Annotated in this window: 11 protein-coding genes and 1 pseudogene; 8 read left to right on the top strand and 4 right to left on the bottom strand. The window is 35.0% G+C overall.

Annotated elements, in window-relative coordinates; all coding sequences use genetic code 11:
* Window positions 1–5: 5 nt before the first annotated feature.
* From AACZ49_RS10395 to AACZ49_RS10385, 3 genes and pseudogenes are all read left to right on the top strand, one after another.
* Window positions 6–1562 (top strand): annotated as a pseudogene (locus AACZ49_RS10395) (FMN-binding glutamate synthase family protein).
* Window positions 1563–1588: 26 nt separating this feature from the next.
* Window positions 1589–2359, top strand: coding sequence for a hypothetical protein (locus tag AACZ49_RS10390; protein ID WP_339654298.1), 771 nt, complete (start codon window positions 1589–1591; stop codon window positions 2357–2359).
* A gap of 87 nt (window positions 2360–2446) precedes the next feature.
* On the top strand, window positions 2447–2965 hold the full coding sequence (locus AACZ49_RS10385) for a hypothetical protein (RefSeq protein ID WP_339654295.1): 519 nt from the start codon (window positions 2447–2449) through the stop codon (window positions 2963–2965).
* A gap of 105 nt (window positions 2966–3070) precedes the next feature.
* On the opposite strand, the gene AACZ49_RS10380 is transcribed toward AACZ49_RS10385, so the two are convergent.
* Together AACZ49_RS10380 and AACZ49_RS10375 are read right to left on the bottom strand one after the other, a co-directional pair.
* The gene (locus AACZ49_RS10380) at window positions 3071–3985 is read right to left on the bottom strand and encodes a patatin-like phospholipase family protein (protein ID WP_339654293.1); all 915 of its coding nucleotides are present in this window, start codon (window positions 3983–3985) and stop codon (window positions 3071–3073) included.
* The gene (locus AACZ49_RS10375; protein ID WP_339654291.1) at window positions 3982–6060 is read right to left on the bottom strand and encodes a M1 family metallopeptidase; all 2079 of its coding nucleotides are present in this window, start codon (window positions 6058–6060) and stop codon (window positions 3982–3984) included. Before AACZ49_RS10375 ends, AACZ49_RS10380 begins: the two co-directional genes overlap by 4 nt.
* 77 nt (window positions 6061–6137) lie before the next feature.
* Between AACZ49_RS10375 and recG the strand changes: the two genes are divergently transcribed.
* The 5 genes from recG (at window position 6138) to leuB (ending at window position 13111) form a co-directional block, all read left to right on the top strand.
* Window positions 6138–8243: an ATP-dependent DNA helicase RecG gene (gene recG / locus AACZ49_RS10370; protein WP_339654288.1), complete on the top strand. Its 2106-nt coding sequence runs from the start codon at window positions 6138–6140 to the stop codon at window positions 8241–8243.
* Window positions 8244–8348: 105 nt separating this feature from the next.
* On the top strand, window positions 8349–9761 hold the full coding sequence (leuC, locus tag AACZ49_RS10365; protein ID WP_339654286.1) for a 3-isopropylmalate dehydratase large subunit: 1413 nt from the start codon (window positions 8349–8351) through the stop codon (window positions 9759–9761).
* A 97-nt stretch (window positions 9762–9858) separates the two neighbouring features.
* Window positions 9859–10455, top strand: coding sequence for a 3-isopropylmalate dehydratase small subunit (leuD, locus tag AACZ49_RS10360; protein ID WP_339654284.1), 597 nt, complete (start codon window positions 9859–9861; stop codon window positions 10453–10455).
* 29 nt (window positions 10456–10484) lie between these two features.
* Window positions 10485–11999 carry an alpha-isopropylmalate synthase regulatory domain-containing protein gene (locus tag AACZ49_RS10355; protein WP_339654281.1) on the top strand — a complete coding sequence of 505 codons (1515 nt, stop codon included), beginning with the start codon at window positions 10485–10487 and terminating at the stop codon, window positions 11997–11999.
* A 56-nt stretch (window positions 12000–12055) separates the two neighbouring features.
* Window positions 12056–13111, top strand: coding sequence for a 3-isopropylmalate dehydrogenase (gene leuB, locus AACZ49_RS10350; RefSeq protein WP_339654278.1), 1056 nt, complete (start codon window positions 12056–12058; stop codon window positions 13109–13111).
* 93 nt (window positions 13112–13204) lie between these two features.
* Here leuB and AACZ49_RS10345 read toward each other — a convergent pair whose 3' ends face one another.
* Together AACZ49_RS10345 and AACZ49_RS10340 are read right to left on the bottom strand one after the other, a co-directional pair.
* Window positions 13205–14473 carry a serine hydrolase domain-containing protein gene (locus AACZ49_RS10345; protein WP_339654276.1) on the bottom strand — a complete coding sequence of 423 codons (1269 nt, stop codon included), beginning with the start codon at window positions 14471–14473 and terminating at the stop codon, window positions 13205–13207.
* A gap of 196 nt (window positions 14474–14669) precedes the next feature.
* On the bottom strand, window positions 14670–15869 hold the full coding sequence (locus AACZ49_RS10340) for an MFS transporter (protein WP_339654273.1): 1200 nt from the start codon (window positions 15867–15869) through the stop codon (window positions 14670–14672).
* Between the last annotated feature and the right edge of the window lie 224 nt (window positions 15870–16093).

The raw sequence follows: 16093 nt of genomic DNA, 5'->3' as shown, positions 1-16093 counted from the left end.
GTTTAATGAATCAATTTTTAAATTCTATTCCAAGTCTACCATGGTGGGCTTGGATTTTTTTGTTTATTTTATTAATAGCTATCTGGGATATTTTTATTCAGAAACGCCACACTATTAAACATAATTTCCCCGTCATTGGGCATTTAAGGTATTGGCGAGAAAGTATAGGACCAGAAATGCGCCAATATTTTGTTGCAAACAATGGAAAAGAGCTTCCTTTTAATAGAATAGAAAGAGGCTGGATTTATGTTTCATCCAAAAAAGAGAATAACTATGAAGGTTTTGGTTCTGACCGAGATTTATATGCACATCAGCATATTTTCATAAAAAATAGAATGATGGCTTACGCGGTACCTAATGGTCATCCTAATGCAAGTGAGCCAACATTTATACCGTGCGCAAAAATAATGGGCTTACACAATAATCGTAAAAGTCCATACAGACTAGGTAGTGTAGTAAATGTTTCCGCTATGAGCTTTGGTTCACTTTCTGCTGCAGCCGTAGAAGCGATGAATAAAGGTGTAAAAAAGGCAAACGCCTATCATAATACTGGTGAAGGGGTACTATCACCTTTCCACCAACACGGTGGTGATATAATTTTTCATTTCGGGACCGGGTATTTCGGTGTAAGAACCGAAGATGGTAATTTCTCTATGGCGAAAATGAAAAAACTGGCTGAAGACAATCCGTGCATCAAAGCCATTGAAATTAAATTATCTCAAGAAGCAAAACCAGGTAAAGGCGGCGTATTACCAGCTGCTAAAATAACACCTGAACTTACCAAAATTAGAGGTCTTGAAGTTGGCAAGGATGTATTATTACCTGCTACACACAAAGCGTTTTCAAACGTTGAAGAATTGATAGTCTTAATAGAAGCTATTGCAAATGAAACTGGTTTACCTTTAGGAATTAAAGGTGCCATCGAAAAATTGGATCAATGGGAAGAATTGGTCGACATTATTCTAAAAACAGGTAAAGGTCCAGATTTCATAACCGTTGATGGTGGTGAAGGTGGCACAGGTGCTGCTCCCCCATCATTCGCAGACCTTGTTTCCTTACCAAGGATTTACTGATTTTCAAGTCTTTACAGGGTATTTTTAAATAGGAACCTTACCGACCGAATTGTATTTATAAGCTCAGGAGAGTTAGGTTTTCCTGCAAAAGCAGCCATGGCATTTGCTATGGGAGTTGACATTATAAATGTCGCTATAGAAGCAATGATGAGTATTGGTTGTACACAAGCACAAGTTTGTCATACCAACAGGTGCCCTACTGGCATTGCTACGCAAAATAAATGGTTGCAAAAAGGGATTGATATACCTTTAAAATCTGACCGGCTAGCACAGTACTTTAATACCTTTAGAAAAGAGTTTTTAGAAATAACACATGCTGCAGTTTATGAACACCCTTGTCAATTTACCATGGACGATGTTCAAGTAAACGTAGACGACAACTACTTAAATCGCAGTTTAGCATCTACTAATGGGTATAATAAAGCAAAAGTACCATTCACAGGAGCACAAGAATTAAAAGACTGTTCGTATCTTGGTGGCAAAATTTAGATAAACCTATTTAATGCATATTTAATATGATAAAATTTTTTTTATGTTCAGCTCTTTTAGTTGTTGGATTAAGCAATGTACAAGCTCAGAAAAAAAGCGAATTAATAGATCAGAATCAGGAACTAAAATATAAACTAGATTCCGTATCGAGAATAGTTAGTACTGCTCAGCGCAATGAAAAATTAGGATTACAACGTGCCGATGAACTTCAAGTACAGGTTACCGAATTACAAGATGCAAATGCTACTTTGATGAAAAATCTAAATAGCTTCGCAGCATTATCAAGTCAGAATTCAGAAAACATCAATAAAACCTTAGCTACCTTAGAAAGAAAAGAGAAACAGTTGAAAGGTATAACAGATGCCGTTGCCAGTAATGATTCTAACGCTGTAGTTGTCTTAACCAATACTAAACAAGTCTTAGGTGAGAATGCAAAAGTAGGTGTCTCTGACGGTTCGGTAATTATTTCAGAGAAATTAGATTTTTTCTTTACGGATGGTGTTGGTGTAAATCCTTCCAGTGAATCTAGAGGATGGATAGAAAATGTGGCAAAGGTGGCAAATGCCAATCCAAAAAGCATAATTACCATAGCGAGCTTAAATATAACAGGTGAAATGGATATTGCTATTCAACAAGCTACAGCTATTGCAAGCATTCTTATAAAAGATTTTGCTGTAAATGGCGAACGTATTACTGCTGTTGGTGCAGATGGTGGATTACGCGAATCGATTCAAATTAGAATTCAACCAGATTATAAAGCTTTTTATGATATGGCGAAGGGTGATGCTAAAAATTAAATTACTTGCATTTCATCGATGAACCATTATACTAATTGAATAAAATCATCGTTTTAAATTGATATAATTCAATAAATAATCTCAAAAATGACCTCAGACCAAATATTTCAACTTTTCGCTTATTTATTACCTTCGGTAGTTACAGGAGCTATTGCTTTCTATTTCTTTAGAATGCACACGAACAATGAAGAAGGTCGTAGACGTTTTCTTTTGCATAAAGATTCTCAAAAAGACACCTTACCAGTTCGTTTGCAAGCATATGAGCGTATGGCATTATTCTTAGAACGAATTGCAATTCCTAGTTTAGTAGTACGTGTTGGTCCACAATCTAAAGAAAAGGGCGCTTATGAAAGTTTATTGATTAAAAGCATAGAGACAGAATTTGATCATAATCTATCACAACAAATTTATATGTCCGACGAATGTTGGAACATTATTAAAGCTGCAAAAAGTGCAACAATACAAATGATTAGGAAAGCGGCAATGAGTGAAACAGATTCTGCCGATAAATTAAGAGAAGATATTCTTAATGAAACCATGGAAAAAACTTCTCCATCTGCTACTGCTCTGTCTTTTGTAAAAAAGGAAATTGGTGATTTGTGGTAGTAGTTTTTAAAGAAATACTCTTACTTGAATAAAAAAGCAAATGCTTTCATTATTGAAAGCATTTGCTTTTTTATAATTACACTTTTTTTGGGTTCCAACAGAGAATTATTCATGTTGATTTGGCTCAATAGGACTTGTTTCTTCGTTTTTATTTTTAGCGTACAAATAACCTCTTTTCCACCACAAGGTCATCTTTGTTTTATCAAATATTAATGAATTGGTCGTCAATATTGTTGGTGTATAGAACAGATTTATTATAGCATTATTTTGATTCGCAACCAATTTTCCTATTCTTATATTCTGATTTTCAATACGATCTAAAATGAAGCTCATCATTGTAGTAATCAGCTCGAACGGATTTCTAGATGCTACTCTATTCAAATAATTTACCTCGGTATGTAAAACAACCACATCTACTTCGGTCGCTCCTCTTTTAATCGCCTCTTCTATAGGTACAATACTTCCTAAACCACCATCTGCGTATTCACATCCATTTTTACGAACCAAACTCATGAATGGGGTATAATTAGCTGATATCCAAATCCAATCACAATAATCTTCGTAGGTACAATCTTTAATAGATTTATATTCTACCTGATTTAATGATAAATTAGAAACCGTGATAATTACATCAGAATCACCGTTCTTTAAAGTTTCGAATTCTTCAAGTGTTAAACTATTTTCAATTAGTTTTCTAAGATTCTCACTTTCACCAAAAGTCTTTTTCCCTACCAGAAAATTTCTAAGAACGTTCCAATGATTAATAGAAATCTCTTCATTACCGCGTATATTTTTCACCAAAAAAGGGCAATTATTAAATATGCTCTTTTGATTTACATTAGAATAGATTTCCTTGATTTTATCCAATTTACCTAGAGCTAAATGAGAAATTAATAGGCTTCCTGTAGAAGTTCCTACAAAAATATCATACTTTCTACCTTCTTCTTGAATTAGGTATTGGGCAACACCACCTGCAAAGGCTCCTTTACTACCGCCACCAGAAATAACTAATGCTTTCATTTAAAGTTTAATTTCGTTTTAAGATAACGCAAATCTGATGACTTTAGTTGATTCGCAACCTTTTCGATATTATTTTTCTGTACTTCATCTTTCAACAAAGCATCTAATAACTGCCTCGAATAGGCTCTAAATTGCCAAGAATGATGATTCGTTGCCTTTATCAAATTCACCAATGCATCACCTTTAATTGCCTGAATTTCAAATAGGTATTGAAAAGCAGTTTGGCGCACTTCAGGGTTATAAATTGGGCTTGTATATCCTAATAGTTCCTCATAATACCTACTATTTTCTGTAGTATTGTAATTGGGTGTTACCAAAGCAAGTGTAAGCCAAAGCAGACGAACATTTTTATTAGGAAGTCCGATAATATCTTTGGTTCTATCTAAAAAAACACTTCTGTCATAATCAAAACTAGTCCAAAGATTATACAGCATTAATTCATTAGTAATATAACTATCATCTAACAACAATGGCTCTGCGAACTCTCTTAAAAGTTCAGGCATTTTATCCATTTTCTTAGCGGCATATTGTCTTATTTTAATATCATTATTAGTAATTAAAGGCGAAAGTTCAAATACAGGAAAACTGTCTTTTTGTTTAAGTAATTCTAACTTTAATTGAATTGCTAGTTCTGAGTCCTTTAAAATATCGTTAGAAGTAAAAGTTTTCTCCTCATTATGTTTTAAAACATAATACATTCTTAAAGATGAACTATTTTTCATTAAATAGTCTTTGGCTTCCTCCATTGGAAACACAGTCCCTTCTAACCAAACCTCTTTAAATCTAACTAAATTTACTCCACTCGCCTCTTCCATTACCCTAATAAAATCAGCAACAGTTACATTTTGGAATTGGTATTTTTCAAGGTATCGTTTGATTCCTTTTTTAAAAGATACATCGCCTATTTCATCTTTAAGTATAGCCAAAGCCCATGCACCTTTTTCATAAAAAGTTAGGCTGCTTGCTTTCAAATTCAGCAAGCTCTCTCCTTCTCCTTTTTCAGAAGCATCGTTTAATGTATTAGCCGTGTCGAATAACTTCCAATAAAAATAATCATCTCCAAATACTTCTTTTTCAGCTAAATAAGCATAAAACGTAGCAAACCCCTCATGCAACCAATGATGTTCACTATTTTTTTCGGTAACTAAATTACCAAACCATTGATGTGCCAATTCATGTGCATTAATATTCACGTAATTTCTATCAATAAAAGCTGTTGAATCAATTACATAGGCATCAGAAAAAAAAGTGGCGCTTGTATTTTCCATACCAGCATACAAAAAATCATGAACAGGAACCTGCTTATAATTTTTCCAAGGATACATTACACCTATTTGATTTTCTAAAAAATCGAATATCTCCTCCGTATATCTATAGGTAGGTTCCACTTTAAGACTATCAGCGGGATAATAATAGTTTTCAATCGTAACCCCACTATCAGATTTCAACACTTGCTTTTCGTAATCACCAATCGCAAATGCCAACAAATAACTGCTCATAGGTTTATCCATATCAAAAACCCAAGTTTCAGATTCTTCGTTCTCTTTAGAAAACTTCGTAAGTAATTTACCATTTGCAATTACTTCATATCTCATATTAGCTTCAATGGTTAAATCGAATTCGATTTTCTCTTCCATGTCATCAAAACTAGGAAGCCAATGGCTCGTATATTTTCCTTGACCCTGTGTCCAAACTTGTTCATTGCCCACTATTTCGTCATCCCAACCAATAAAATAAACTGCTTGTTTTGGCTCGACAACATATTCGATTTTTAGCTTGTGAGATTGTCTTTTTTTGAATTTTTGCTTAATGGTAAGTGTTTTATCAGTCTTTAAAATATGAATGGGTTTACCATCTAATTCTACCCTAGTAAATGTCATATTCTTAGCATCAAGGAAAATAGAATCTACATTTTGTTTTACATTAAAACTATAAACAACACTACCTTTTAATTGTTTTTTCAAAGGTTCTGGCTTAATATATATGGTAGCCGTAGTAAAATCTACCCTATCTTGATGTTGACCGTAGGTAATACCTATTATAAAAAAAATAAGTAGGAAAAAAAAAATCTTCATTTAGATATTAAAACTATAGAAAATCAAATTTAATACTTTAGTTTGTCGCAATTCTACCTAAACCCTACTTTAGTAGTATGAATGCTAATTTCTTGCAGACTCCTGTGGTTTATCTAAAAGGTGTTGGTCCAAATCGGGCTGAAACTTTAAAGTCAGAATTGGGAGTGGACACTTACCAAGATTTGCTGAATCTTTTCCCCAATAGGTATATAGATAAAACCCAATATTATAAAATAGGTCAACTACAACGCAGTAGTGCCGATGTACAAATAATCGGAAAGATTGTTCATTTAAAGACTGTAGAACAAAAAAAAGGTTCTCGTTTAGTTGCCCGATTTATGGACGATACCGGCGAAATAGAACTGGTTTGGTTTAGAGGACAAAAATGGTTGAGAGAAAATCTTAAATTGAATATACCCTATGTAATTTTTGGTAAATGCAATTGGTACAATGGTACTTTTTCAATGCCACACCCAGAAATGGAGCCATTAAAAGCGCATGAACAAGGCACAAAGGTCTATATGCAACCTGTTTATCCATCAACTGAAAAATTAAGCAATAAAGGTGTTACCAATAAGGTCATTAGTAAATTAGTACAACAGCTTTTTATAGAAGTAAACGGCAAATTCTCTGAAAGCCTTTCAGACAAATTACTTTATGAACTCAAATTATTACCTAAACCTGAAGCGCTGTTCAACATTCATTTCCCAAAGAGCCAAGAGTTATTGGCAAAAGCACAGTTTAGATTAAAATTTGAAGAGCTGTTTTATGTACAATTGCAACTGATAGGCAAAAAGCTTTCAAGACAAAAAAAAATTAAAGGATTCCCTTTCAATGAAGTAGGTGAATATTTTAAGGACTTTTATTCGAATAAATTACCTTTTGAGCTTACGGGAGCACAAAAACGGGTAATAAAAGAAATACGTGCAGACCTGGGCAGTAATGCCCAAATGAACCGATTATTACAGGGTGATGTGGGTTCGGGCAAAACAATTGTTGCCATAATGACTATGCTTTTGGCGATTGATAACGGATTTCAAGCTTGCTTAATGGCACCTACAGAAATTCTTGCCAATCAACATTTTCAAGATATTTCAGAACTTTTGGAAGGAACAGAAATCACTTGTGCCTTACTTACGGGTTCAGTAAAAAAATCGGCACGTAAACCTATTCATGAACAGCTGGAAAGTGGAGCATTAAACATTCTTATTGGTACTCATGCTCTTTTAGAGGATAAGGTAAAATATAAAAATTTAGGTATTGCGATTATAGACGAACAACACAGATTTGGTGTTGCCCAACGCTCTAAATTGTGGCATAAAAATGAGTTTCCCCCACATATTCTTGTCATGACTGCCACTCCTATTCCAAGAACGTTGGCCATGAGTTTATATGGAGATTTAGATATTTCTGTAATAGATGAATTACCCCCTGGCCGAAAGCCAATTAAGACTGTTCATCGTTATGATGCAAATCGTTTAAAGGTTTTTCGGTTTATACGTGATGAGATTGAAAAAGGGCGACAGATTTATGTTGTATATCCCTTAATTCAGGAATCGGAAGCGATGGATTATAAGGATCTGATGGATGGCTATGAGAGTATAGTTCGTGATTTTCCGCAGCCAAAATATCAAATTTCTATTGTTCACGGTCAAATGAAACCGGCGGACAAAGAGTTTGAAATGAATCGGTTTGTAAATGGCGAAACCCAAATTATGGTCGCCACAACAGTTATTGAAGTTGGTGTTAACGTACCCAATGCATCGGTAATGATTATTGAAAGTGCAGAACGCTTCGGTTTGTCGCAATTACATCAATTGCGTGGGCGTGTTGGTCGTGGGGCGGATCAAAGTTTCTGTATATTGATGACGAGTCACAAATTATCTACAGAAGCAAAAACTCGGTTAGAAACCATGGTGGCCACTAATGATGGATTCGAAATTGCCGAAGTTGACCTAAAACTACGTGGACCAGGAGATGTAATGGGCACCCAACAAAGTGGATTATTAAATCTAAAGATTGCGGATATTGTTAAGGATAACGACATTCTTAAAACAGCACGTTATTATGCACTTCAGTTACTCAAAGAAGACCCTTCATTAAGTAAAACAGAAAATTTAATTATTAGACACATGTATGCCCAATTGGTAAAGCACAAAAATATCTGGACGTATATTAGCTAGTTTTATTTTTAACACATTTAGCGTTGAACATCGTAATTTAGAAGTGTGTTAATTTCCAAAAAACCCTTGTTTTTAATAGATTTGTGAACTTAGATTAGAAAGAATATGAGCGCAACAAAAACATTATTTGACAAGGTGTGGGATTCACACGTAGTACATAAAATACAAGATGGTCCAGATGTACTGTTCATTGACAGACACATGGTACATGAAGTAACTAGTCCTGTTGCTTTCTTAGGTATTAAGAACAGAAGTATTCCTGTAATGCATCCTGAGAAAACATTTGCAACGGCTGACCATAACACACCAACTATTAACCAACATTTGCCTGTTGCTGATCCACTTTCAGCAAACCAACTAAAAATGTTAGAAGAAAATGCCAATGAATATGGTATTTCGTATTGGGGATTAGGTCATGCAAAAAATGGTATTGTACACGTTGTAGGTCCTGAATATGGTATTACCCAGCCAGGTGCAACTATTGTTTGTGGAGATTCACATACATCTACGCACGGCGCTTTTGGTGCTATAGCTTTTGGCATTGGTACTTCTGAAGTTGAAATGGTATTGGCTACACAATGTATTATGCAGCCTAAGCCAAAGAGAATGCGTATTAATATAAATGGTAAAATGAGCAAAGGGGTTACTCCTAAAGATGTTGCTTTGTTCATCATTTCACAATTAACTACTTCTGGTGCTACCGGTTACTTTGTAGAGTATGCAGGTGAAATTTTTAGAGACATGAGTATGGAAGGTCGTATGACCGTTTGTAACCTAAGTATAGAAATGGGTGCCCGTGGTGGTATGATCGCTCCCGATGAAAAAACATTTGAATATGTGAAAGGCCGTGAGTTCACTCCAAAAGGTGCAGATTGGGATAAAGCAATGGCCTATTGGGAAACACTTTATACCGATGAAGATGCCATTTTCGATAAAGAATTAACTTTTGATGGTTCGTTGATTGAACCAATGATTACCTATGGCACCAACCCAGGTATGGGGATGGGAATTTCGAATGATATTCCTATGGCAAGTGCCGTACAAGGTGGGGCTACTACCTATCAGAAATCTTTAAAGTATATGGATTTCAATGAAGGTGATAGTATGATGGGTAAACCAATTGATTTTGTTTTCTTAGGAAGTTGTACCAATGGTCGTATTGAAGATTTTAGAGCTTTTGCCTCTATCGTAAAAGGAAGAAAGAAAGCTGACAATGTAACAGCATGGTTAGTTCCGGGATCTCATAAAGTAGAAACGGCAATCAAAGAAGAAGGAATTCTTGATATTTTAACCGAATCAGGATTTGAACTTCGAGAGCCTGGTTGTTCTGCATGTTTAGCAATGAACGATGATAAGGTTCCTGCTGGTAAATTAGCCGTAAGTACTTCAAACAGAAACTTTGAAGGAAGACAAGGTCCTGGTTCAAGAACCTTATTGGCTAGTCCGTTAGTTGCTGCTGCAGCTGCCGTAACCGGTAAAGTAACCGACCCAAGAGAACTAATGGTAGAACTTGTGTAACAAGTCTGCTTAGCTATAAGCCTTTGGCTTTTAGCAAAATAACAATGATAATAATTCAAGCTAATGGCTAAAACCCAGAAGCTAAAAGCTATAAAAAATGGCATACGATAAATTCAACATATTAACATCAACTGCAGTCCCGTTACCAATAGAGAATGTAGATACAGATCAAATAATTCCTGCACGATTTTTAAAAGCAACAGAACGTGTTGGTTTTGGCGATAACCTTTTTAGAGATTGGCGTTACAACCAAGACAATACATTAAAAGAAGATTTTGTACTTAACCAAGATAAATTCAGTGGCAAAATATTGGTTGGTGGAAAAAACTTTGGTTCTGGATCATCTCGTGAGCATGCAGCTTGGGCTGTTTATGATTACGGATTTAGATGTGTAGTTTCTAGTTTCTTTGCTGATATCTTTAGAGGTAACTGTTTAAATATTGGTGTATTACCGGTACAGGTGAGCGCTGAGTTTTTACAAAAAATATTCGATGCTGTCGAGTCACACCCTTCTGCTGAATTAGAAATAAATCTACCCGAGCAAAAAATCACATTATTGGCTACAGGAGAAAGCGAATCTTTTGAAATCAATGGTTATAAGAAAAACAATATGTTGAATGGTTTTGACGATATTGATTACTTATTGAATATTAAGAAAGATATTGAGACTTTCGCTGAAAGCACACCTCTGTAATTCAATTTTCAGATAACGGAAGAACACTAATGAAAAGAAAATTGGAAATAATGGATACTACCCTTCGGGATGGTGAACAAACCTCTGGGGTATCCTTTTCTGCATCAGAAAAATTAACTTTAGCAAAACTACTTTTAGATGAACTTAGGGTAGACCGTATCGAGGTTGCCTCAGCTCGTGTTTCTGATGGTGAGCTTGAAGCCGTTCAAAAAATTACCGAGTGGGCAGCTACTAAAGGATATTTAGAGCGTGTGGAAGTTCTAACTTTTGTTGATGGTGGTATCTCGTTGGATTGGATGCAAAAATCAGGGGCCATATCGCAAAATTTACTGACCAAAGGTTCAATGAATCATTTGGAACATCAACTAAAGAAAACCCCTGCTCAACATTTTTCAGAGATTTCTGAAATTTTTAAACAGGCCACAGAAAAAGGAATAATCAACAATATCTATTTAGAAGATTGGAGTAATGGTATGCGTAATTCAAAAGCGTATGTTTTCGAATTTTTAGAATTCCTTTCAACTCAACCCGTAAAAAGAATATTATTACCAGATACTTTAGGTATTTTAACCTATACCGAGACGTATGCGTACATTTCAGAGATTGTTCAAAAATTTCCTAATTTACATTTTGATTTTCATGGTCACAACGATTATGATTTAGGTGTTGCCAATGTAATGGAAGCTGTAAAAGCGGGTTGCCATGGTTTGCACTTAACTGTGAATGGAATGGGCGAACGTGCAGGTAACGCCCCAATGGCAAGTGCCGTAGCGGTTATAAACGATTTTTTACCAGAGGTAGAAATTAGTGTCAACGAAACCTCTTTATATAAGGTAAGTAAACTAGTTTCTGCATTTACAGGTTTCACAATACCTGCAAATAAACCTATAGTTGGCGATAATGTTTTTACACAAACCGCTGGCATACATGCCGATGGTGATAGCAAAAAGAACTTGTACTTCAGCGACCTTATGCCAGAACGTTTTGGCAGAAAGCGTAAATACGCTTTAGGCAAAATGTCTGGAAAAGCCAATATTCAGAAAAACTTACAAGAACTTGGTCTGACCCTGAACGAAGATGAATTAAAAAAAGTAACAGCAAGAATTATAGAATTAGGAGACAAAAAAGAGCGAGTTACTAAAGATGATTTACCTTTTATTATTTCAGATGTTCTAGATACCGCTGATTATAAGCAAAGAGTTTTTGTAAAGTCATACGTATTGACCCATGCAAAAGGTTTAATGCCCTCTACTACCCTATCTGTAGAAGTAGATGGTAAAATTTATGAAGCACACGCTCAAGGTGATGGACAATATGATGCGTTTATGAATGCATTGAAAAAAGTATATATTGCAAAGAATAAAACATTACCAAAGTTAACAGATTATGCGGTGAGGATACCACCAGGAAGTACTTCTGATGCCCTTTGTGAAACAGTTATTACTTGGGAAATGGATGGAAAAGAATTTACCTCAAGAGGGTTAGATTCAGACCAAACGGTAAGTGCCATCAAGGCCACCGAAAAAATGTTGAATATAATTTAAACTAATTGCTTTACATCTCGTAATATCGAATGTGGAGCAACATACAACCAAATAAAATGAAATTAAATATTGCCTTATTGGCCGGTGATGGTATCGGTCCAGAAGTTATTGATCAAGCAGTAAAGGTATGTGATGCCATTGCAAAAAAATATAACCATGACATCAATTGGAAACCTGCCTTAACTGGCGCTGCTGCCATTGATGCTGTTGGTGAGCCTTACCCAGATGAAACACATGAAATTTGCGCCAATGCAGATGCTGTTCTTTTCGGTGCTATTGGGCATCCACGATTTGACAATGACCCATCGGCAAAAGTACGTCCTGAACAAGGATTATTAAAGATGAGGCAAAAATTAGGTTTGTTCGCTAACGTACGACCAACCTTTACTTTCCCTTCTCTAATCGATAAATCCCCTTTAAAAAGAGATCGTATTGAAGGTACCGACTTAATCATCTTAAGAGAATTAACGGGCGGAATCTATTTTGGTGAACGTGGTAGAAAAGATGACGGTAATACAGCGTTTGACACCATGACTTACCAACGTTTCGAAATTGAACGTTTGGCTAAAAAAGGTTTTGAAATGGCCATGAAGCGTTCTAAAAAATTATGTTGCGTAGATAAGGCTAACGTATTAGAATCTTCGAGATTATGGAGAGAAACAGTACAGGCAATGGAAAAGGATTATCCTGAAGTTGAAGTTACGTATGAATTTATAGACGCTGTAGCAATGCGATTGATTCAATGGCCAAAAGGATACGATGTAATTATTACAGCAAACCTATTCGGAGATATTTTAACTGATGAAGCATCTGTTATTGCAGGTTCTATGGGGCTAATGCCTTCTTCATCAGTTGGCAGTAAAGTTTCTTTATATGAGCCAATTCATGGTTCTTACCCACAAGCAGCGGGTAAAGATATTGCTAACCCGTTAGCAACCGTACTTTCAGCAGCAATGTTGTTTGAAGATATGAACTTGACACAAGAAGCTGAAGAAATAAGAAATGTAGTAAATAAGTCTTTAGCTGAAGGATATGTAACAGAAGACCTTGCCGATGGTGGCAAAAGTTATAAAACTAGTGAAGTTGGCAATTGGTTGGCCAGCAATATTTAATAAATATATCTAAAGTAAAAAGTCCCTTTAATCATATGATTAAAGGGACTTTTTTATGAATTAAATTCTTGCTAATGAAACTTCTTAGAACTTTTATAAGCTTCGTTGTGTTGATATAACTTGTTCGTAAATACTTTTAACAATAGCATGAATATCCGGTATTACCGTTCTTGCTAATTTCGAATTTCCATTCAACAAAACACAAATACCTAAATCCGAATCTGGAAATAACGCAATTTCGTTTCTATAATTATTTACACTGCCACCATGATGCCAAACAGTTTTTTCTGCTGACTTTTCATTCTCTTTTAATGTGTGAATACGCCATCCAAATCCATATGAAGAAGTTAAATGTCCTGCCCATCTTTGATAATATTTACTACGCCCATTTAACGCAATATATGGTTTAAATACCTGTTCTACTGCATCCTTAGCCATTACTTCTGGATTATGTCCAAGTAAAAAACGCATCCATTTTGCCATATCTAGCGAACTAGCGTTGATACCACCCGCCGCAATAGCATTATAGTATTTATCAGTTAGAGATAAAGCTCTCCAATGACCGTTACTTTTGGCATGTGGCAAAGCAACATTATCAGAATTAATTAATGTTTGATGATCCATAGATACTGATTTCATATCCAATGGTTTAAAAAATTTATCGGCCAACAAAGTTTGAATATCCTTACCAGTAGCTTTCAGTATAATTTCTTGACTCAATGAAAACATGGCATTCTGGTAACTATATTGTTGACCAGGTTCTGCAATTGGTTGAATTTCATCAAAACGACCTGCAATTTTAGACATCGATAACCCAGCTTCTACTAAGTTGGTAAAACTATGATATGGTGTACCAGAGGTATGAGATAAAAGATGTGCTATTTCAATTTTTTCTGTATTAATTTTATTTCCAAATTTAAAATTCGGAATAAACTCTACCACTTTATCATTCCAATCTATTTTACCTTCACTTTCAAGATTGGCAGCTAATACACCTGTAAAGCCTTTAGATATTGAACCTAGTCTAAAAAGCGTTTCTCCATCTACAATTTCATTTCCCTTTACACTTCTTTTTCCAAATCCATTAGAAAGTATAACAGAATCGCCACTAACTATACTTACTCCGGCACCTACTATATCACCAGATTTAATAGCCTGGTCAAAATAAATAGTTAATGCCGATTTTAAAGCCTGTTGGCGTAAGGCATATAGCTTTATTTCACGTTTTTCCGCTAAAGTTTTAACAGGATTCGAATTAGAAATAATTGCCTTTGAATGTGCTGGTTTAAATGACGAAGCGGTGAGAACGAAAAGTAATAGAACCAATACTATAGTTCCTAGGAATAATTTAATACGTTGCACAATAAAGTAGGTTTAGGTTCTTTAATAACGCGATAAAATGCATTTAATTACGATGAAATACACAAATTACGAAATTTAACATGAAAATCGGATTATTCTCCTAAAACAATTGAATATATTGTTAAGCAATTTAATTAATAAGCATAAAAAAAGGAACCAAATACATAGGCTCCTTTTTGAATAACGTAAAAAACTCCTAACAACTAATTGCCATTTTCTTGTATTTAATTGCTCTTCTTTTTCGTACTATTAAAATAGCAACCGCTATTGATACTCCTGCAAAAGCCAAAATGGCACCTACCAAACTAGAGTAAATAATTCCGTATCCAAATGCTATTGGAAGGCCGGCTAAATATGCGCCAGAAGCATTTCCCATATTAAAGGCGCTTTGATTCATTGATGAACCCAACATTTCAGAACCTTTTGATGTATTAATTATTGCCATTTGTATAGGAGTAGAAACAGTAAAAGATATCACACCAATTATAAAAGTCATTCCCATTAATAAATAAGGATTAGTAGCGATAAACATATTTAATATTAAAATCGCCGACATCACCGACAGACTAATAATTACCGCTCTTAGCGGAGAGAACAAATCTGCCATTTTCGCACCCAAAAAATTACCGACAACCATACCTAACCCAGCTAACATCATAGCATAGCCAACAAAGTGATTAGGTAAACCCGCAACATCTGTAATTAGCGGAGCAACATAACTATACCAAGCAAAGAAACCTCCGGTACCTATTGTAGTTAAAGCAATCAATGCCCAAAGTTCAGTATTCTTCAAACCTTTTGTAACACTTACATTTTTTTCTGAAGCATCAATTTCAATTTTCGGCATCCACATATAAATACTAGCTAAAGCCAATAAGCCTACAAACCCTACAAGATAAAATGATACACTCCAGCTAAATTGTTGACCTAAATATGTTCCGATAGGAACACCAATAACATTGGCAACTGTTAATCCTGAAAACATAATAGCTATACCTTGAGCAGATTTTCCCTTCTTTGCCAATTTTGTTGCAACAACTGCTCCAATGCCAAAAAAGGCACCATGAGGTATTCCCGATAAAAAACGTAAAAACAACAAGCTGCTATACCCTGTCGCAAGTCCAGATAATGTATTGAAAACCGTAAACCATATCATTAGTAAAAACAACATTCTCTTTGGAGTAAGTTTAGACCCTAACCCTGTTAATAATGGAGCCCCTACTACTACACCTAAAGCATAGGCCGCAATAAAATGACCAGCTTGTGGAATGGTAACTCCTAAAGAACCGGACACTTCTGTCAAAATCCCCATAATAACAAACTCGGTTAGACCTATACCAAAACCTCCAATAGCTAAAGCAAATAATGCTTTCTTATTTGATGGATTAATTTTCATGATCAAATCATTTATTACCTTCCCTAATAATATTTTGAAAGATATTTTATTAATACAAAGTTATACTGCATAGACAAACATAATTTCAACAGTATTATCCATTATATATTCAATATTACCCCGAATGATGTATAAATTACTAAATGAAAGTTAAATAGGAGTATCTTTAACTAAAAATGCATCGAAATAAAATTTCAATGCATTTTAAGAAAGTGTAAATTTCG

Source organism: uncultured Maribacter sp. (assembly GCF_963975365.1).
Taxonomy (GTDB): domain Bacteria; phylum Bacteroidota; class Bacteroidia; order Flavobacteriales; family Flavobacteriaceae; genus Maribacter.
This window is presented reverse-complemented; position numbering and strand designations above follow the sequence as displayed.

Bases quoted from the DNA above. Each gene is read 5' to 3' on its own strand.
- AACZ49_RS10375 (WP_339654291.1), bottom strand. From the start codon at position 6,060: ATGAAGATTTTTTTTTTCCTACTTATTTTTTTTATAATAGGTATTACC.
- AACZ49_RS10390 (WP_339654298.1), top strand. From the start codon at position 1,589: ATGATAAAATTTTTTTTATGTTCAGCTCTTTTAGTTGTTGGATTAAGC.
- recG (WP_339654288.1), top strand. From the start codon at position 6,138: ATGAATGCTAATTTCTTGCAGACTCCTGTGGTTTATCTAAAAGGTGTT.
- AACZ49_RS10380 (WP_339654293.1), bottom strand. From the start codon at position 3,985: ATGAAAGCATTAGTTATTTCTGGTGGCGGTAGTAAAGGAGCCTTTGCA.
- leuC (WP_339654286.1), top strand. From the start codon at position 8,349: ATGAGCGCAACAAAAACATTATTTGACAAGGTGTGGGATTCACACGTA.
- leuD (WP_339654284.1), top strand. From the start codon at position 9,859: ATGGCATACGATAAATTCAACATATTAACATCAACTGCAGTCCCGTTA.
- leuB (WP_339654278.1), top strand. From the start codon at position 12,056: ATGAAATTAAATATTGCCTTATTGGCCGGTGATGGTATCGGTCCAGAA.
- AACZ49_RS10340 (WP_339654273.1), bottom strand. From the start codon at position 15,869: ATGAAAATTAATCCATCAAATAAGAAAGCATTATTTGCTTTAGCTATT.
- AACZ49_RS10385 (WP_339654295.1), top strand. From the start codon at position 2,447: ATGACCTCAGACCAAATATTTCAACTTTTCGCTTATTTATTACCTTCG.
- AACZ49_RS10355 (WP_339654281.1), top strand. From the start codon at position 10,485: ATGAAAAGAAAATTGGAAATAATGGATACTACCCTTCGGGATGGTGAA.